The following is an 18,206-nucleotide window of genomic DNA, read 5'->3' as shown; positions in this document are numbered from 1 at the left end:
ATGGAGTTAAGAATGAAAAAAGTAAGTGTAATTGCTGCCGCAGTGGCTGCTACTCTAGCAGCAGGTTCTGCTTTTGCTGTTGATTTTAATGGTTATTTCCGCGCGGGTACCGGAATTAGTGGTCAGGGTAATGGTGATCTTGCTGTTAACAAGAATGGTGTAGGTCGTCTCGGTAACGAAAACGACAACTACTATGAGTTTGGTTTTGCTGAGGAGTTAAAGACAGGCGAGCAAACTTGGCGTGTCGAATCAATGATTGCACAAGGTAACAAAGGTGCAAATGGTTGGGAAGATGGCGATTTCAACGTTGCTCAGTTTGCGGTAAAAGCTAAAGGTCTTATTGCTGGTGATGAGTCTGCTGAAATTTGGGCGGGTAAATCTTATTACCAACGTAAAGATATCCACATCACCGATTTCTATTTCTTGAACACTTCTGGTACAGGTGGCGGTATTCAAAACCTATCAGTCGGCAATCAGAAACTGTCACTTGCTTTGATCCAAGATGGCGATAATACCAACTCAACGGGTTATATCTTTGATGCGCGCTTAGCCAATATTGGTCTTTGGGAAAATGCGAATCTAGAATTTGCATTGGCTTATAACTTTGCAACCGAAAAAGGTGATGCAACAGAGCAAGCTGATGATGGTTTGTTGGCATCAGCCATTCTGCACCAAGGCCTATCAAACGGCTTTAACCAAACAATTCTTCAAGTGGGTACCAATGGTTATGGCGTGCAAGCGGCTAATCTTTGGGGTGCAGGCACTTATTATAACCGTGGTAATGCAGATCAGAACGATGCAACTGGCTACCGTTTATTAAACTGGGGTGTAGTGAGTTTTGGTCAATCGTGGGAAATGGGCCATCAACTTGCGTACTTAGCAGGTTCTGATATTGGGGCTAGTAAAAAAGACATTGATCAGTATTCAGTTGTTGTGCGCCCAATGTACAAATGGGATGAGACAATGCGCACTGTATTTGAAGCTGGCTATAACGCTGGTGAGAAAATTAATAGTGCAGGCACAGCAACAGAAGATTTCGGCAATGCGAAATTGACAGTTGCACAAGCGTGGGCAATGGGAGACAGCTTCTGGGCTCGTCCAGAGTTCCGTGTATACGGCTCATACCTACTTGATACCGAAAACAAAAATGCATTTGCAACTGGCAAAGACACTGAATACGTCGTTGGCATTCAAGTGGAAGCTTGGTGGTAATTCCTCCTTGTTCTTATTAGTCTAAATCCATATGCTGATAGCCGACTGATGTCGGCTATTTTTTTAACGACTCGGAGATGAGTCGTTAAAAAAATACTAAAGGAGCGGAAAATGGTTTTTAAAACACTACTATTAGGTAGTTGCATTGCTTTAACTGGCTGTCAAACAGCTCCTGTTGTTGAGCAAACACAAAGTTCGGCAGTGCAAGCTGTCAATAATATAGAACAACTACAAGTCACAAAAGTGAAGCTACCGAGTACAACAAAAATGGTGCTCACAGCCAATACTCAGCGCTTGCATAACTCATTGATTCATAGCCCTGTCGCCGTGTTTGAAATACCAGCCGATCGTGGCCAAATGAATTTAACGGTCACCAGCGAAATTCAAGATTCAGTATTTTATCCTTATGTTGTTATCACAGATAAAACAGGAACCGTTTTAGAATCGTATACCGACACTGAGTTCGAATATCGTAAGCCACGTTTAAATTTGGGTAATCGTCTGGTTGCTGATTTGGAGTTTTATCCTCCCCAAGGTCATAAAACGCTTTTACTTATTGTTTATACAAAGGAAAAAGATCTATCAGGCGTAACTTATGTTGCACATCCTGGACGTATTGATGCCGAAGGCCGTGGTAACTACATGCCGGAATTAAAAGATATTCCAATGCCACACGGTTTGACTGGAACCATTGAGTTGGATGTTTCTGGTCCCAGCTTTCTATCGTTTGTGAAGCCTGAGAATAAAGTAAAGACAGTTTCAACGGATGAAGCAAAACTGATAAAAAAAGTGCAGCCAGATACTGAAACTTACTACAAGGTATCGATTCAGAAAGCGGTAAAAGCGAACGATATATCTAAAGCACTTAGCTTACTTGATGAAGCCAAAGCGCTAGGTATTGATGGAGCACAAGAAGTCTTTGTTAAAGCCGTGAATGCGAAATAATTAAAGATCGTACTACTGGCGTCCCTATGTGGACGCCTTTCTTTTTCTAGTCTCAAAATTCTGAGCTTCGATTACTAAAGATGACAAGCGAATTATCACTTCTCTCACTTTAGAACTCACTAGATCATTCAATGCAGAGATAAATATCATGGAACCCAAATGGTGGCATAGCGCTGTGGTATACCAAATATACCCGCGCAGTTTTTACGATTCTAATCACGATGGTATCGGCGATTTAAATGGCATTATTAGTAAGCTTGATTACCTTGCAGAGTTAGGCATTAACGTTATTTGGCTATCTCCTGTTTATCAATCTCCAATGGATGATAACGGTTATGATATTTCTGACTACCAAGCAATAGCTCAAGAGTTTGGTTCCATGGAAGATATGCAGCGTTTACTGAGCGAAGCACAAAAACGCAATATTAAGATAGTGATGGATCTTGTCGTTAATCACACATCGGATGAACACCAATGGTTTTTACAAGCGAAGCAATCGCGAGACAATCCGTATCGAGATTACTACATTTGGCGGGATGCAAAACCGGATGGCAGTGTACCGGATGATACAGGGTCAATTTTTGGTGGCAGTGCTTGGCACTGGGATGAGCAAACGCAGCAATATTACTTCCACCTTTTTTCTAAACGTCAGCCAGATCTGAATTGGGAAAACCCTAAAGTGCAGCAAGAAGTGCACAGCATGATGAACTGGTGGATTGAACAGGGCATTGGTGGTTTTCGATTAGATGTTATTGATTTAATTGGCAAAGAAATTGATAAGGGCATTACTGGTAATGGCCCGCGCTTGCATCCGTTATTACAGCAAATGAATGCCGCCACCTTTGGTAATCAAGATCTGCTGACCGTGGGAGAAACTTGGGGAGCCACACCAGACATTGCAAAACTGTACAGTGCGCCGAGTCGTCGTGAGTTATCGATGGTTTTCCAATTTGAACACATCACTTTGACGTGGGAGCAGGGTGACAAATGGAGCCCTATTCCGTTAGATCTTAAGCAGTTTAAACAGGTATTAACCAAGTGGCAGATTGAGCTTGCCGATCAGGGTTGGAATTCATTATTTTGGAATAATCATGACCTACCACGCGCTGTATCTAAGTATGGTGATGACAAACGCTACCGAGTTGAATCTGCGAAAATGTTGGCAACGAGCTTACACTTTCTGAAAGGCACGCCTTATATTTATCAAGGCGAAGAGATTGGTATGACGAATGTGGCCTTCGATTCGCTCGCTCAATACCGAGACATCGAGACGTTAAATTTTTATCGTGTGAAGACAGAATCGGGCGTTTCTCATCAGCATATGCTGGATGCTATTCATCAAAACAGCCGCGATAACGCTCGAACGCCAATGCAATGGTCAGCGGATAAACACGGCGGATTTACTCAAGGTTCTCCGTGGATAGAGGCGAATCCTAACTACCTAAAAGTCAATGTTGAACAAGCGCTCGCTGATAAACAATCGATTTACCATCACTATAAAAAGTTAATTGCACTGCGTAAAAAACACCTGTCCATCGTCTATGGATCGTTCACGCCTTTATTTGAAGAACATGACCAAGTGTTTGGCTATGTGCGTGAGTACCAAGGTGAGCAAATTGTCGTGGTCAGTAATTTTTCATCGGCCACTGTTTGTTTAACAATACCCGAAAAGTTTCAATTGAGAGCGGTGGAGTGTTTGAGCTCTAATTATCAAGAGATTGAAAAATTAGAAGAAAACCTAGTACTCGAGCCTTATCAATCCATCGCGGTTTTGATGAGAGAGTAAAGTGAGTGGCTCATTTTTGATCTGGAATGAACGCAGCGATTTGGCTGCGTTTTTTCATTCATTGACTCAAATCGGAATCTATTCCTCAATTAGTGTGATTGTGCGTAACACTCTTGAAAAGAGTACGGTACTATCTTAGTGCTAAGGCTATGTGGCTTAATTAATCCACGAGCATTAGATATAGAGTGGCCTCTCTGTTTTGGATGAACGAATTTGACTGTTTCGTATGCTTTAAATGGTTCGAGACAGAATGAATGTGGTCAGACTTTTTCAAAGATTGAGAAAAATGGTCGATAATGAAGTTAATCAGCTAAATAAGATTTGAATCAATGAGCACTATTGGGATTGCCATAGGCGCAACCGGGTTATCACTTATCCTCATCTTCGTGTGGATGTTTTCGCTCTCTTTGCGCAAAAAACGCTTAGAGGAAGAGAGAAAAGAGAGAGAAATCGCTTATCGCAAAGCGATAGAAAAATCACGTGAACAAGAAAGACAAGATCGCTTGTTTAAGGCCGAAACAGGCCATGTGCCGACGATTTTGTATTTAGCGAAAGAAGCCGAACGAACCAACCTCAAAGAGGCGATGTACTGGTATGACAAAGCGGCAAATTATGACAATGTTACGGGAATGTATGGTGTTGTTCGGATTTGCCAAAAGTTTCGAGATGATCTGATTTTGCGGGAAAAAGAGAAGTTTTGGCAGACTTGTATTGCAGGAATTGAAGGTAACTTAACCGCAAAGTATGAAACTGGCATGGCCTATATTCATGGCCGTGGCGTGGAAGCGAATACTGCGAAAGGAGTCTCGTTAGTACAAGAGGCTGCGGAAGCGAATTTGCTCGACGCTGTGATTTTCATGGGGGATTGGTGTGTTTCACATGACAATATTGCGCCATCACCAGCGGATTCAACATTTTGGTATTCCAAAGCCGCGAAGCTAAATAGCCCGATAGGACAGATGAAACTAGGCTTGAATTACCTTAAGGGTGTTGGTGTCGCAATGGACCACAGTAAAGCTTGTTATTGGTTAGAGCGAGCTTCTGAAAAAGGTCATGTAGAGGCGATGTATCACGCAGGAGAAGCTTGGATAGATAAAGGTTCAAATGGCAATGCTATTGCTTATATTTGGTTATTTTTATCGGCTCATTTTGGTTTTGAACCAGCAAAGGTGCTAAGAGATCAAGTGGGCTCACGTATCGGTGTCGATTCTGTTGTGGGGTTACAATCGTTGGCCAAACCACTCATGAAGAAAATCGGCGCGGGTACTGTAAGTAAACACTCAATTATTAAGGCGCTGAACAAGCTCTACAAACGTGGGATCCCTATCCCAGAGAAAGGGGAGTTGCCTGATGAAGACGATCTCTCATTGAGCGTAGGGGCGGATGCCTCCGAAGAGCGTTTGTCATCCAGCCCATCTGATGATCATGAGGTTCTAACGAGATTAGATTTCTCCAATACTTCAATGGACAGGTAATGCTGGATCGATAAAGTGGCTAAGCACTGTAAATAAAAAATCTCTGAAATAAAAATCCCCAGCGAATCGACTGGGGATTTTTGTTGGTATCGGTTTTAGTGTATCGATTGATTATGCTGATTTATTGTGCTCAGCTTGGCAAACCGCAGCGGTGAAGACAACATCTGTGGAGCTGTTGAGCGCGGTTTCGGCTGAATCTTGAATCACGCCTATGATAAAGCCAACGGCAACAACCTGCATTGCTACGTCATTTGAAATGCCAAATAGCCCACATGCGAGCGGGATCAGCAGCAGTGAACCACCGGCCACACCGGATGCGCCACATGCAGAAACAGCAGCAACGATGCTCAGTAGCAAGGCTGTCATCAGGTCAATTTCAATACCTACTGTGTTTACTGCAGCTAGGGTGAGAACCGTGATAGTAATGGCGGCACCAGCCATATTAATGGTCGCACCGAGTGGAATCGAGACTGAATAAGTATCTTCATCCAGTTTTAGTTTCTCACACAATGCCATGTTTACTGGGATGTTGGCGGCGCTTGAACGTGTAAAAAATGCGGTGACACCACTTTCACGCAAGCACTGGAACACCAATGGATACGGGTTTTGGCGAGTTTTCGCGTACACAATGATTGGGTTGACAACTAATGCGATGATCAACATAGCACTGAGCAATACGAATAAAAGGTTGGCATAACCAGCCAAAGATTCAAAGCCAGTCGTGGCAAACGTGGATGCAACCAAGCCGAAAATACCAAACGGTGCTAGGCGAATAATAAAACGCACAATTTGTGAAACGCCGTGGCTTAAATCTTCAAATACGGCTTTAGTTGTTGCTGAGGCATGGTGTAAAGCTAAGCCCAACCCAACAGCCCATGCCAGAATGCCAATATAGTTTGCACTCATTAGAGCATTGACTGGGTTATCAACCAGCTTAAACAGCAGGGTATTAAGCACTTCAGCGATGCCTTGAGGAGGCGTTGCACCTTCTGCCCCCGCAACCAATGTTAAGGTTGTAGGGAAGATAAAGCTCAATACAACGGCAGTAAGAGCGGCGGTGAAGGTCCCAAAAAGGTAAAGCACCACGATTGGGCGCATATAAGTGTGTTGGTTTTTCTTTTGGTTTGCGATGGACGCGGCGACCAAAATAAACACGAGGATCGGCGCTACGGCTTTAAGTGCGCCAACGAAAAGGTCGCCAAGTAGGCCGACGCTTTTCGCATCATCGGGTGAAAGGGTTGCTAATATCCCACCGAGAACGATACCGGCGAGTATTTGCAGAACCAAATTGCCACGCGCAAAACGGGCGAAAATATTGTTGCTTTGCATAGTTATCCCTGCAATAAATCGAATTACATCCTGCATGACCTAAATACTACGAAGCCATAGCATCGGTTATGGTAGACAAATAGAGTTATAGTGACATCAGTGAGCTCCACTGAAGGGGGTAATGATATCTACGCGGGATATTGTGTCTAGAATTAATTGATAATCAGCACAAATAATTAATCAATGTGTGGAAATGCAATCGATTTTGAGTGAAATGTAAATAAAATGTAGCATTTGTGGTGGTGGAATGATAAGCCTCTCGTCGGGATGTCTCGCTCTCGCCATTAGACTGGTCAATGAGCGTTTAGTGCGATGATAAAAGAGGGTAAGCCAACATCGCTCACCCTCTTCTTTTTAATGGTGTGCCATACCACTCATCACTTTTTTTACTGGTGCAGTAATGGTTTGCTGCTCACCATTGGCAAAGGTCAGTTGTACGTCAATCTTTTCACCTTCAACCAATGGTTTCTTCAAATCAAAAAGCATGATGTGCAAGCCGCCCGGTTTGAGTTCGACGTGCCCTTTGGCCGGAATTTTAAATTCAGTGACTTGACGCATTTTCATCACATCTCCTTCGGTGATTACATCATGCAACTCAACTTTCCCTGCCACATCGGTGTTGGCCGATACAATGAAACGGTCCGTTTCACCTTTATTCATGATTTGAGAAAATACTGCGCTGGTGGTGGCGGTTGGTGCGGTAGCACGTGCGTAAGGGTGATGCACCATAATATCTGTGTTCGCAAAAGCAAGTGGGCTAAAGGCAAGGCTTGCTAAAAAAAGAGCATTGAGCTTCATGTTATTTTCCTTGTGATGACGTCATTATTGTTTTGATGGCTTCAACAATGGGAGCCGGTGAAAGCGTGTGTGGGACTTTAGTGATTAATGTTCCATCTGGTTGTAAAAAGTAGAAGTAGGAGCTGTGATCTAATGTGTATTTCAGTTCAGATCCCTTTAATTCGGTTTTGCGGAAAATGACGCCATACTGATGCGCCAGTGGTGTTGTAATGTCTAAAGGAGCAGAAAGTCCCTCGATCATAGGGTGGAAATATTGGGCGTATTGATGAGAAGCATCAGCAGCGTCACGCTCTGGATCGAGAGAGATAAATAAAGGGCGCAACTTTGCTTTGGTTACATCATCCAGTTGATTGAGTGCACCTGCTAACATAGCCAGAGATGTTGGGCAGACATCTGGGCAGCGTGTAAAGCCGAAGTAAACAACACGTATGCGTTCATCTTTAGTATCAAAAATAGAGATGGGTTGATTTGCTTTGCCAAATAAAATCACCTCAGAAGATGAGCTATTACCGCTCTCTAAATCCATACTTTGCTGCGTATCAAAATAGGTTTTTATGCCAAAGCCTAATACAAACGCAACCACCAATGCCAAAGACCAATTTTTACTCATCTTTCCATCCTTATTGCCGGAAATACTTGGGTACGACCGTCAGAGAGTTCGCCAATCCATGTCATTTTTTCAGTCGTGCAAACTGGGAGTACAATCTGTGCTGTGTAGAGCCCGTCTTCCTGCGGCGTCAGTGCATATTTAGCGGTGCCCATCTCCATCTCTAGCCCATTGAGTGTAAGTGTGAGTTTACTTGCATTGGCTTGCGGCCATTCAACGGTCAGAGTGTTAGCCACCAAAGGTTGAGATTTATCGTGTGCCAATGTCATGACAACATCTCCTTGTCGACAAGGGGCACTCGACAATTGGCAATATCGATTAATGTCTGGAGAAGAGTGTGCTGAAGAGAGCCAATTGAAAATATCGCTGCTAAAGTAACCCGCTAGCAGGGCTAGAACAAAGACGCCGATTTTGATTGCGTTGTGCATGGGGACAATCCAAGCGGTTATAAAACGCGAATGTTATCACAGCTATCTTTTTTCAGTGGTGATGAATGGATAAAATGTGCAACAAATCAATATAGTAAAGGTGAGTTTCCCCACCTTTTCTCATTCATGCTATGCGGTGTGATTTACACATCGTGATGTTTTGCATATTGCTCCAAGCCAAGCACGAGGGCAACAGCGCAAAGCATCAATAAAATGGCTACCAGCAGTTGCGAAGGCTGTGAAGTGATGGACTCAAATTCCAATGGAGAAAGGTTTCGCTGTAGTAAAGGAACGAGCTCGCCGTGAGAATTGGTTCGCCAAGTGAGCGTTTCTTTCCAAGGCCAGATTTTGGGTAAGGTGCCGATCATTAATCCCGTAAGAAAAATTAAGGTCAAATCTCTAAATTGTTTGAGTAACCAAGACAATACGTGAGAAAAACTCAGTAAACCACCAATACATCCGAGTAAAAAGAGTGCCAAAATATCGGCTTGCATCTCTTTCACCGCGCCCAGTACCGGTGCGTACATACCAATCAGCAACAGGATAAAACTGCCAGAAATTCCCGGTAGAATCATGGCGCAGATGGCAATAGCACCGGCTAGAACTGTGTTCAGCGCTGTTGGTTCCATCTGCATTGGGTTAAGCACCGTAATACTGTAAGCAAACGCAACTCCCAGCAAAGCGAAGAGCAACCGAGAAAGTTTGAATTGCTCAATTTGTTTCACAATATGGAATACCGAAACTAGAATTAAACCGAAGAAGAATGACCAAATGGGAATAGGATGCGTGGCTAACAGCCAAGAAATGAGTTTAGCCAAAGAGAGGATACTGGTGAATATTCCCCCAAACAGTGCGAGCAAGAAGAAGCCATTAATATGTTGAAATGCGGCGGCTAACCCATCTCGTTTGACTATGCGCAATAAACTCGGGTTAATCCTACGAATGCTTTCAAGCAAAGTGTCATAGATACCAGTGATGAATGCAATGGTTCCACCCGAAACACCCGGCACAACATCGGCGGCGCCCATGGCCATCCCTTTTAAAAACGTACTGAAATAGTTCATTGAATCTGCATGATTAAGTGTATGTGCCGGAAGTATATAATGAAATAACTAAGAAATGCTTGTACAAAAGATGAGTGAGTGGTGCTGGCTTAAGGTGAAAAAGCGCAGAAAGTTAGTTTGTTTTATAGCAACTGGGTGAGTATTGTTTTGCATTCGTTTCGCATAATGCAATTTGCGTAATGCGAAAAAGTACTACATTTTGATGAATTAATGCGATGCATAGCTAAAAAGCAGACCTTTTTTAGTTGGCATACTTCATGCATAATACTATTCGACCCTTCTTAAAGCCGAGGGTCACCTAGCCAACTGACGTTGTTAGTGAATGAATTTGTTCACACTATATATAAGCCAATCGCATCATTGCGGTTGGCTCTTTTTTTGTCTGTTAGGTATGATACGCCTCCTCGCTCGTCTAATGAGAGTTTGCAAATGACAATCACAAGCCGTGAGCGAAGATGTTTTTCGAGCAAAACCAGTTAGGCCATACGTTCGTAAAACCCATCAAATAAACATCGTATATCATTGAAAATAAACAATATCCATAAGGATGATCCGTATCGATCAATCGTATTTTTTTCGAGTTTATCAAGCTTTTCTTTGATGATCTCCAAACTCATTAAGGAAGATGAGTGAAGCAGTAATAAGAGGTTATATGCACCATTTAATTTCAATTGGGCCCCTTGAGTCTTTCTTAATCGCTATTAGCGTGCTTTTTTTAGGTCACTTTATTAACGCAAAACTGCCTATCTTGGAAAAATTCAACATTCCTGAGCCCATCGTCGGTGGCTTAATTGTCGCTTTCGCGATCACTCTTCTACATTTTTACGGCTTAGATTTAGAGTTCTCATTGCCGTTGCAGAATATTTTTATGCTGATGTTTTTCAGCACCGTAGGCCTTGCGGCCAATTACACTCAACTGGTTAAGGGTGGAGTAAAAGTCTTTCTTTTCCTCGCCGTTGCCTCGTTTTATATCATCATCCAAAATGGCGTCGGTGTATCGTTAGCGACGGCTCTTGGTCTTGACCCACTGATGGGGTTGATCGCCGGTTCTATTACCCTCTCGGGTGGACACGGTACGGGAGCGGCGTGGGCTCAAACATTCAACGACAATTATGGGCTTAGCAATACGCTAGAAATTGCCATGGCCTCAGCGACCTTTGGTTTGATCATTGGTGGGATTATCGGTAGCCCAGTTGCCCAAAAACTCATTAATAAAAACGGGTTTGAATCTGAGTATGGACGAGGAACCAAAACGCACGATAAGTTCCCAGAGCTGGTTACGTACAATGAATATGAAGAAGATAAAGTCACCGCTAAGAAAGTGATCGAGGGTTTGTTCATCCTTCTTATTTGTGTCACTGGTGCTAAATATTTAGAACAGTGGGTAAGTGCATTTGAAATCAAATGGTTGATGATCCCCGATTTTGTCTATGCGCTTTTCATCGGTGTGTTCATTACCAATATACTGGAATTGACGAAAGTTCATAAAATTGATGCTGAAACCGTTGACATCTTAGGCACCGTTTCTCTATCGCTATTTCTTGCAATGGCACTCATGAGTTTAAAGTTATGGAATATTTTTGACTTGGCTGTCCCATTTCTGGTGATTTTAGCGGTGCAATCGGTCGTGTTGGGTATTTTTGCTTATTTTGTGACATTTAAAGTCATGGGATCAAATTATGACGCTGCTGTGATCGCTGGTGGGCACTGCGGTTTTGGTCTTGGAGCAACCCCAACCGCTGTGATGAATATGGGCTCATTGGTGACACGATATGGGCCATCACCACAAGCGTTTATGGTTGTGCCTATCGTAGGTGCATTCTTTGTGGATATTGTGAATTTGGTTATCTTGCAGGGATATATTTCTTTTCTAGGTTAAAAACAATGCAGTTAAAAGCAATGTAAAAAGTAAAAACGCCCTGACTTAACTTGTTTAACAGGGCGTTTTTATTACTTCAACGTCAATTTGGTGCCATCAAACTTCAGTTGACCTAATAAACTTTTCGCATTTTTGACACCTTCTTCATCAAACTGCACTCCGTAACGAGCATAGTGCAGTGAGCGTTGCAAGTTACAAACTTTACCCATCAAAGGCGCAAAGAATTGGCTGCTGCGAGGATCAGTAAATAATTCGAGACTAATCTTATCACCCACTTGGAAAGTACGCCCAAGAGGAGGTGTGACAAAACGACAGCCACTTTTGGAGAGATCTCTTACCTCACAATCCGACTTATGCGTTCCTACCGTTGCTTTTCCTGCTAGATTCACATCGTAACGAGCTTCTTTGCGCAGTTGGGTCACTTGCATGCTGTTGGGAATAGATAACATGGCGAGCGGTATAGGCTCTTGCAATACATGTAACAACTGGCTACGAAAATGGATTAAAGCTCCTTCGCCACGTGGTGAAATAGCTCTGATATTCATCCAAAAACCTTCTTGGAAGAAAAAAGAGAGATCATCTGCGGAAATTTTAGGAATTTCTACAAGGAGATGGGAATGAGAGTAGGTACCGATAAATGACGTTTTACACTGGAATTTCGTACCAACGGGAGTGGTTATACTTAAGGTTAGTTCGCTACTGTGTTCAACCATAGATAACGCATCAGTACTATTAAGTGTCGATAGGGTTTTATTACGTTCGGTTGAACGGTTTGGGTTCTGTTCATCTTTCAGCACTGCCGACTGCGATTCCATCTTAATTTTCTCCGTGATGCAGTAGCTGCATTTTATTCTAATTTTTGTAATAGTTTAAATTCTAGGGGTAGATGTTGGAAGATTCAATTCTGAGAATATCAATTTATTTGATTTATATATCAATTAGGACGTTACCATGATTCATGAAGTGCAACATGATATACAAAATTGTCAATATAAAGTACATCTTGAGGGAAATCTATTCGCAACTGTGACATACCAACAACAGGATGAAGTGTTGTTTATTACTTCGACTCGCGTACCGGATGAACTTCAGGGTAAAGGATACGGAAAAATAATGATGGAGAGTGTATTACCGCAAATTGAAGCGCAAGGTTACACCATTAAACCTGTCTGTAGTTATGTTGTGCATTATTTAAATCGACACAGTGAATGGCAGCATTTATTGCATCGAGAGTCGTAGCATACAAACCCATTAGCTCGGTGTTGTGTTTACTTTTAATGTGACCGCGACCAGTGCATGGTCAGTACTAAAGTTATCGAGCTCATAGCTCGGGTTGACCAGATGTTGATCAAGCACAGTATAGTGGCTGATATAGCTTTTCATTGGCTGGACAAAAGGCGCGAAGTCTGCGGAAAGAAGAATATAGTCGAGTACAGATCCCGTGGAGCCGGCGTAATGAGTGGCTTTGCGAGGCTGCTCAACACTCTCGGTATGCAGATCCCAAGCATCGTAAAGCGCATAGTCAGCCAGCGGTTGTTGTGTTTCTGGTCTGCGGTATAAGGCCTGCGATAGTAGTCCTTGAAACTCCTCGTGATGTAACGGTTTATTAAAATCGCCCATTAGCACACAAGGCCGCCCAGTTTGTTTTTGAGTATTGACGATATATTGGTGAGTCAGGTTTGCTTCAAAGCCTCGCTGAACAGTAGAGAGCCAGCGTCCTAGCGTTTCTTGTTGCCATTCATCGATCAGATGATGAGGTGCCGCAGGCGATTCTGCCGGACGTTGAGATTTAAAATGCACAATATAGACATCGATATCCCCGAGCATTGGCAGGCAAACCGTAGCGTGTAACGGTGTACGATTAAAGCAAAAAGGGGCAGCTTGGTTTGGTAGCGTGCCATGTACGGCGCTCACTTGGCGCAGAGAATAGCGAGAGGCAATTACTACAACCGGATGGCTATAGATGTATCCATCTTTGACGATAGGTTCATCTACACAGGCCACATACGGGTAGCCTAAATCCATCATCTGGTTGCGTAGTTCATCAAAACTGAAAACTTCTTGAAAGCCAATGATATCGGCATCCAGCTGTTTGATCTTCTGGCTAAACCATTGCTTTTTTTTCTGCCACTCTGCTTGCGTGTAAATATTGTCGAACTGATAATATGCGTTCGGCGGAGCTAAATAATTGAATAAATTAATCGTTGCGAACGTAATCGTCATGTTAAATCCCAATATTTGTGTCTCGGTCGATCTTATACCCGAACGGTGTAATTTAGCAGTGCTAATCCCTAACCTTGTTTCCTGTTGTGATGAGCTCTCGCCTTTTAAGGCGACTTGAGTATATGATGCGCTGAAACATAGATAAGGATCTCTCATGTACCCTAAAGCCTCTCAAGGTTGGCGCACGCCACAAAATTTCCTATTGATTATCTCCATTATTGTGCCGATTGCATTTTCTAGTTGGATGGCACTGTTGAATAATTTCGTGATTGAAAAAGCGAATTTCGATGGTTCAGACATTGGCTTATTACAAAGTGTACGAGAAATCCCCGGATTTTTAGCCTTCACCGCCGTATTCGTTTTACTGTTCATTCGAGAGCAGCGATTTATCCTGATCTCATTGGGTATGTTGACGTTAGGAACCGCGATGACGGGTTTTTTCCCTTCTTTAACCGGGTTACTGCTCACGACATTATTGATGTCGACTGGGTTCCACTACTTTGAAACGCTTAAACAATCCTTGTCTTTGCAGTGGTTAAATAAAGATGAAGCGCCAGAAATGCTTGGCAAACTCATTTCGGTTGGAGCACTTGCATCACTGATCACTTACGGTGCTTTGTGGGTAATGTTAGAAGTGTTTCAGCTCGATTTTAAATGGGTCTATGTCATTTCTGGCGGTGCTGGTTTTGTGCTGGTGTTGATCATTGCATTTGCCTTTCCTGAATTTAAAGCGGAAGTGCCACAAAATAAAAAGCTCGTGCTACGCAAACGTTATTGGCTGTATTACGCCTTGACCTTCATGAGTGGTGCGCGTAGGCAAATTTTCACTGTTTTCGCTGGTTTCCTTATGGTGGAGAAATTTGGCTATTCAGCGGCCGATATTACCTTACTGTTTTTGATCAACTATTTGTTCAACTTTTTGTTTGCTAAACGTATTGGTAAGTTCATTGGTGTAGTCGGCGAGCGTAAAGCGTTACTGTTTGAATACACGGGGTTAATTGTTGTTTTTGTTGGGTACGGTCTTGTACAAAACGCACATTGGGCGGCGGCACTTTATGTGGTTGACCACCTCTTTTTTGCCTTGGCTTTGGCGATTAAAACTTATTTTCAGAAAATTGCAGATCCTGCGGACATGGCGTCTACAGCGGGAGTTTCTTTTACCATTAATCATATTGCGGCCGTGTTCATCCCCGCCACGTTTGGTTTAATTTGGCTTATCTCTCCGGCGAGCGTCTTTTACATTGGAGCGGTAATGGCACTTGTTTCGCTGCTTTTATCACTCAATATTCCAATTAAACCCGAAGCGGGTAATGAAGTTAGAATTCTGCGTTGGAGCGACAGGTAACAAAAGGGTCGTTTACGACCCTTCGGAAAGTTACTCAGTGCACACTTGGTTGCGGCCATTCGCTTTCGCGCGATATAAGGCTTTGTCGGCGCGGTAGAATGTGCGTTGTGTATTTTCACCATCTCGATGCAAGGTTATACCGATACTGACGGTTAAGCCGCGCTCACCTAGAATATCGTGCCAACCAAATTGGAATATGCGTTCTCGATAGTTTTCGGCATGCATTTCAGCTTGGTCGAGCGAGCAATCTTCTAAAATCACCAGAAACTCTTCTCCACCAAAACGGACACAGGAGGAGCCTCGGAATTTAAAGTAGTTTTTCAACTCACGTGAAACATTGACTATCGCTTTGTCACCAACCAAGTGACTAAGTTCATCATTAATCGATTTAAAATGGTCAATATCAATGACTAGAAATGCAAATAGCTTCTCATGAAGCAGTAGGTCTTTCAGCTTTACATCTAACCAGCGGCGGTTGTGTAAAGTGGTGAGTGGGTCAGTGAATACATCCTGTTGAAGTTGGGCTACGGCATTCTTTTGATGTTCTGTGGTTTCTTTGAGCTCGCGATTTTCAATCTCAGATAAGATCAATTTCAATTGCAATTCAAAGCGCGATAAGCGACGCAGTTGATTGGCCCCCAGCTCACTAATCGGGATGTTTTTCATCAGATCAGTTTCAATTCGAAAGCCTTTTTTTTCATAAATCAGGGCGGCTTGATAAAGGCCTTGGCGCTCGCACACGGCACTGAATGCTCGATACAGCTGCTTGGCCATCGTGGGTGACGTGTATCGTTGCAGACGTTTGTCTGTACTGGCCAGCATCATATTGGCAATATGACTTTTGCCTATTTTAGCCAGGCAGTTGGCCGTTTCAATTCGAATCATATTCGATAGCCAGGTGGAATTCATATTCCCAGCACTGTACTGAACACTAGAGAGCGTAATGAGCGCTTTATCGACTTGATCCTGATGAAGATAAAGTTGAGCTTGATAGAGTGAAATTTGCCCGGTAAGAATTTTATCGCTGACCAAAATACTCAGCTCTTCACACTCTTTAATTAGGTCGGTGGCGGCGGAGATTCGGTGCAGTTGAATGTAACACGATAGCATGTAAAGTTTATAACGCAGGCGTAATGAGCGGCTGGTGATTGCGTGATCAATACTATCAATTTTTTGATAGTAACGAAGGGCTCGGCTGTGCTCGCCATAAGCATCACACAGGTTACCCATGCCAATGACGGCTAGTACATATTCGTCAATGTAACCCGTGTCGACGGCAATATTAGAAGCGGACACATATTCGTTGAGCGCCGCGGCAAATTCACCGCTTTCCATTAGGCGATCGCTCAAACTGTTTTTCACAGACAAAATAATTTCGGCGTCCTTAGGCAATTCAAGTAATGCTAAGGCGTGACGAAGCTCCTCTATGCTGGCGGACGACTGATGCAGTTCTGAACGATACTCTGCACTGATGATGTAGCTAAGTGCTTTTTCTTTTGATGTTGAGGCTATATGTTGTCGGACGTGATTCCAGAAAATGATGGCCTCCTCTCCGGAAACGGAGGTGGCATCCAAACCCGTATCTTTAATTTTACTGAGCAGTACTTCCATGCGACCATTCCTGAGGTTGACTGTCTTCCAGTTGTTCTAATGTGAATGGGAAACTCAAAATGTCTTGGAACATCACTTGAGGTAGCGACCCCGTTAATCCTTTTCTTTCCCAGGGGTATATTTCAATCATCTTAGCCAATACATGGAAGACGTGCAGCGCTGCATCGCCTTTATCGGCAAGAAGCAGCGCTAAGCGTTCGCTACTTAAACGAGAAACGAGATCTTTTTGGTTACAGAGCGAGTGGGCAATCTCGGTACATACATCGAGGTACTTTGAGTCGTTATGTTGGATGACAATGACGGCGTGATTAGAATGCTTCAACTCGGTCTTGAACAGCATGAGTTGTTCCCACCAATAAGTCTCTGAAACTACATTGGAGAGATGTTTCTCTGGGTCGTATTCGTGTTGACCACGAATACGGTTAATGAGTTTACGTGCTCGTTGCTCAAGTTGTCGCTTAGAGGCTCTTGCTTTATCAAGGCCAATGCGCGCCGTTTGTTCTCGAAGCATCTCAACCGTAAATTGGCGATATTTCTTAAATGAGGCTAAAGAAGCTTTAAAATCACCACGCTGCTCTGCGACTAGGGATTGTTGGTAGCAAATTTGTGAAAGTAGCTCACCTTTATCAAATGAAGCAGCAGAGGCTTCAGCAAGAAGCAACAGCTCAGTTGCTTTCTTGGAGTCTTTTCTCAGCAGTTCCAAACGAGCTCGACTAATGAATGAGTGGGCCTTCATCCACACAAGATTATGCTCAACAGCAAGTTCGAGTGCTTTGGTGGTTGCCGCTTCCGCATCTTCGATTCGTTCAAGCCCGAGCAGTGCTAAGCCGCGAAAATCCCAAACCTCGGCTTGCCAAGTTTTATCGGGATGATCCTGTAGCGCTTCTTCTGCACCATCGAGCACTGTGAGCATATCGATGTATTGGTTAAGTAGATAGAGATCCCATGCCCACAGAATACGGGCTTTGCCTTCTAACCAATGGATACGTGCATTATTAGCGACTTTAACGGCTAGCTCGTGTGTTGAACATGAAAGTTGATATTCGTTGGTAATACGCCAAACATTACCCAGACCAATGAGGCACTCTATCTGGATATCAACTTCATCAACCAGAGCTGATTGTTCTAAGGCATTTATCCAATATTGTTGGGCGGTATAATATTTTGCCTGACCCCAAAGTTGCAGCGCGTGAATATGCAGAATTTCGGGAAGGCAATCATCAGTATCGAGGGTATTTTGAGTGGATAAGGCTTCTTTAATGTATTTTAAACCCACGCGGTAGTCCATTAGACACCAAGCGCAGCGAGATAAAATGATCAAACATTGAATCGCCCCTTCTGGGAAAAAGATCTGCTGTGCTCTCAATAAACACTGCTCCGCGACGATCGACACCTTCTCCGGCTCAGTTTCAATACGGGCTCTAAGCTGTTCTATTTCAATTTCAAGAAGGTATTGGCTTTTATCCAAACGGGCTGTTCCTCAAAAGTAAGAAGCCTAAGTCAC

16 protein-coding genes are annotated in these 18,206 nt (G+C 43.3%); 7 read left to right on the top strand and 9 right to left on the bottom strand.

Annotated elements, in window-relative coordinates:
• Nucleotides 1–12 precede the first annotated feature (12 nt).
• The 4 genes from lamB (at nt 13) to DD616_RS03095 (ending at nt 5,418) form a co-directional block, all read left to right on the top strand.
• The gene (gene lamB / locus DD616_RS03110; protein ID WP_017042148.1) at nt 13–1,212 is read left to right on the top strand and encodes a maltoporin LamB; all 1,200 of its coding nucleotides are present in this window, start codon (nt 13–15) and stop codon (nt 1,210–1,212) included.
• Between the two features lie 111 nt (nt 1,213–1,323).
• Entirely contained in the window at nt 1,324–2,157 is an 834-nt protein-coding gene (locus DD616_RS03105) for a MalM family protein (protein ID WP_017048140.1), read from the top strand.
• 148 nt (nt 2,158–2,305) lie between these two features.
• Nucleotides 2,306–3,943 (top strand): glycoside hydrolase family 13 protein, encoded by a 1,638-nt coding sequence (locus DD616_RS03100; RefSeq protein WP_094147694.1) that lies wholly within the window; start codon nt 2,306–2,308, stop codon nt 3,941–3,943.
• A gap of 329 nt (nt 3,944–4,272) precedes the next feature.
• Nucleotides 4,273–5,418, top strand: coding sequence for a tetratricopeptide repeat protein (locus DD616_RS03095; RefSeq protein WP_194575483.1), 1,146 nt, complete (start codon nt 4,273–4,275; stop codon nt 5,416–5,418).
• Between the two features lie 111 nt (nt 5,419–5,529).
• Here DD616_RS03095 and sstT read toward each other — a convergent pair whose 3' ends face one another.
• From sstT to DD616_RS03070, 5 genes are all read right to left on the bottom strand, one after another.
• Entirely contained in the window at nt 5,530–6,747 is a 1,218-nt protein-coding gene (sstT, locus tag DD616_RS03090; RefSeq protein WP_026028166.1) for a serine/threonine transporter SstT, read from the bottom strand.
• A 354-nt stretch (nt 6,748–7,101) separates the two neighbouring features.
• Complete coding sequence (locus DD616_RS03085) at nt 7,102–7,545, bottom strand: copper chaperone PCu(A)C (RefSeq protein WP_017048143.1); 444 nt, start codon at nt 7,543–7,545, stop codon at nt 7,102–7,104.
• Between the two features lies 1 nt (nt 7,546).
• A complete protein-coding gene (locus DD616_RS03080) occupies nt 7,547–8,155 on the bottom strand; it encodes an SCO family protein (protein WP_013868355.1) in 609 nt (202 codons plus the stop codon).
• The gene (locus tag DD616_RS03075) at nt 8,152–8,580 is read right to left on the bottom strand and encodes a hypothetical protein (protein ID WP_208871438.1); all 429 of its coding nucleotides are present in this window, start codon (nt 8,578–8,580) and stop codon (nt 8,152–8,154) included. Before DD616_RS03075 ends, DD616_RS03080 begins: the two co-directional genes overlap by 4 nt.
• Before the next feature lie 143 nt (nt 8,581–8,723).
• Nucleotides 8,724–9,644: a polyprenyl-phosphate transporter gene (locus tag DD616_RS03070; RefSeq protein ID WP_047688758.1), complete on the bottom strand. Its 921-nt coding sequence runs from the start codon at nt 9,642–9,644 to the stop codon at nt 8,724–8,726.
• Between the two features lie 652 nt (nt 9,645–10,296).
• Between DD616_RS03070 and gltS the strand changes: the two genes are divergently transcribed.
• The gene (gltS, locus tag DD616_RS03065; protein WP_208871437.1) at nt 10,297–11,523 is read left to right on the top strand and encodes a sodium/glutamate symporter; all 1,227 of its coding nucleotides are present in this window, start codon (nt 10,297–10,299) and stop codon (nt 11,521–11,523) included.
• A 71-nt stretch (nt 11,524–11,594) separates the two neighbouring features.
• Here gltS and DD616_RS03060 read toward each other — a convergent pair whose 3' ends face one another.
• On the bottom strand, nt 11,595–12,338 hold the full coding sequence (locus tag DD616_RS03060) for a flagellar brake protein (RefSeq protein WP_013868359.1): 744 nt from the start codon (nt 12,336–12,338) through the stop codon (nt 11,595–11,597).
• Nucleotides 12,339–12,474: 136 nt separating this feature from the next.
• Here DD616_RS03060 and DD616_RS03055 point away from each other — a divergent pair, with 136 nt between their 5' ends.
• Complete coding sequence (locus tag DD616_RS03055; RefSeq protein ID WP_013868360.1) at nt 12,475–12,762, top strand: GNAT family N-acetyltransferase; 288 nt, start codon at nt 12,475–12,477, stop codon at nt 12,760–12,762.
• Between the two features lie 12 nt (nt 12,763–12,774).
• Here the strand turns inward: DD616_RS03055 and DD616_RS03050 are convergent, their stop codons facing one another.
• Complete coding sequence (locus DD616_RS03050) at nt 12,775–13,902, bottom strand: endonuclease/exonuclease/phosphatase family protein (protein ID WP_094143602.1); 1,128 nt, start codon at nt 13,900–13,902, stop codon at nt 12,775–12,777.
• On the opposite strand from DD616_RS03050, the gene DD616_RS03045 reads away from it, so the two are divergent.
• Entirely contained in the window at nt 13,901–15,091 is a 1,191-nt protein-coding gene (locus tag DD616_RS03045) for an MFS transporter (protein WP_094123956.1), read from the top strand. The two genes, DD616_RS03050 and DD616_RS03045, sit on opposite strands and share 2 nt — an antisense overlap.
• A gap of 30 nt (nt 15,092–15,121) precedes the next feature.
• Here DD616_RS03045 and DD616_RS03040 read toward each other — a convergent pair whose 3' ends face one another.
• Together DD616_RS03040 and DD616_RS03035 are read right to left on the bottom strand one after the other, a co-directional pair.
• Entirely contained in the window at nt 15,122–16,702 is a 1,581-nt protein-coding gene (locus DD616_RS03040; RefSeq protein WP_013868365.1) for a diguanylate cyclase domain-containing protein, read from the bottom strand.
• The gene (locus DD616_RS03035; protein WP_013868366.1) at nt 16,683–18,170 is read right to left on the bottom strand and encodes a tetratricopeptide repeat protein; all 1,488 of its coding nucleotides are present in this window, start codon (nt 18,168–18,170) and stop codon (nt 16,683–16,685) included. Before DD616_RS03035 ends, DD616_RS03040 begins: the two co-directional genes overlap by 20 nt.
• Nucleotides 18,171–18,206 lie beyond the last annotated feature (36 nt).

This window comes from Vibrio anguillarum (assembly GCF_003390515.1).
Classification (GTDB): Bacteria; Pseudomonadota; Gammaproteobacteria; order Enterobacterales; family Vibrionaceae; genus Vibrio; species Vibrio anguillarum.
This window is presented reverse-complemented; position numbering and strand designations above follow the sequence as displayed.

Excerpts from the sequence above, each read along its gene's own strand:
- lamB (WP_017042148.1), top strand. The coding sequence starts at position 13 with ATGAAAAAAGTAAGTGTAATTGCTGCCGCAGTGGCTGCTACTCTAGCA.
- DD616_RS03105 (WP_017048140.1), top strand. The coding sequence starts at position 1,324 with ATGGTTTTTAAAACACTACTATTAGGTAGTTGCATTGCTTTAACTGGC.
- DD616_RS03100 (WP_094147694.1), top strand. The coding sequence starts at position 2,306 with ATGGAACCCAAATGGTGGCATAGCGCTGTGGTATACCAAATATACCCG.
- DD616_RS03095 (WP_194575483.1), top strand. The coding sequence starts at position 4,273 with ATGAGCACTATTGGGATTGCCATAGGCGCAACCGGGTTATCACTTATC.
- sstT (WP_026028166.1), bottom strand. The coding sequence starts at position 6,747 with ATGCAAAGCAACAATATTTTCGCCCGTTTTGCGCGTGGCAATTTGGTT.
- DD616_RS03085 (WP_017048143.1), bottom strand. The coding sequence starts at position 7,545 with ATGAAGCTCAATGCTCTTTTTTTAGCAAGCCTTGCCTTTAGCCCACTT.
- DD616_RS03080 (WP_013868355.1), bottom strand. The coding sequence starts at position 8,155 with ATGAGTAAAAATTGGTCTTTGGCATTGGTGGTTGCGTTTGTATTAGGC.
- DD616_RS03075 (WP_208871438.1), bottom strand. The coding sequence starts at position 8,580 with ATGCACAACGCAATCAAAATCGGCGTCTTTGTTCTAGCCCTGCTAGCG.
- DD616_RS03070 (WP_047688758.1), bottom strand. The coding sequence starts at position 9,644 with ATGAACTATTTCAGTACGTTTTTAAAAGGGATGGCCATGGGCGCCGCC.
- gltS (WP_208871437.1), top strand. The coding sequence starts at position 10,297 with ATGCACCATTTAATTTCAATTGGGCCCCTTGAGTCTTTCTTAATCGCT.
- DD616_RS03060 (WP_013868359.1), bottom strand. The coding sequence starts at position 12,338 with ATGGAATCGCAGTCGGCAGTGCTGAAAGATGAACAGAACCCAAACCGT.
- DD616_RS03055 (WP_013868360.1), top strand. The coding sequence starts at position 12,475 with ATGATTCATGAAGTGCAACATGATATACAAAATTGTCAATATAAAGTA.
- DD616_RS03045 (WP_094123956.1), top strand. The coding sequence starts at position 13,901 with ATGTACCCTAAAGCCTCTCAAGGTTGGCGCACGCCACAAAATTTCCTA.
- DD616_RS03050 (WP_094143602.1), bottom strand. The coding sequence starts at position 13,902 with ATGAGAGATCCTTATCTATGTTTCAGCGCATCATATACTCAAGTCGCC.
- DD616_RS03040 (WP_013868365.1), bottom strand. The coding sequence starts at position 16,702 with ATGGAAGTACTGCTCAGTAAAATTAAAGATACGGGTTTGGATGCCACC.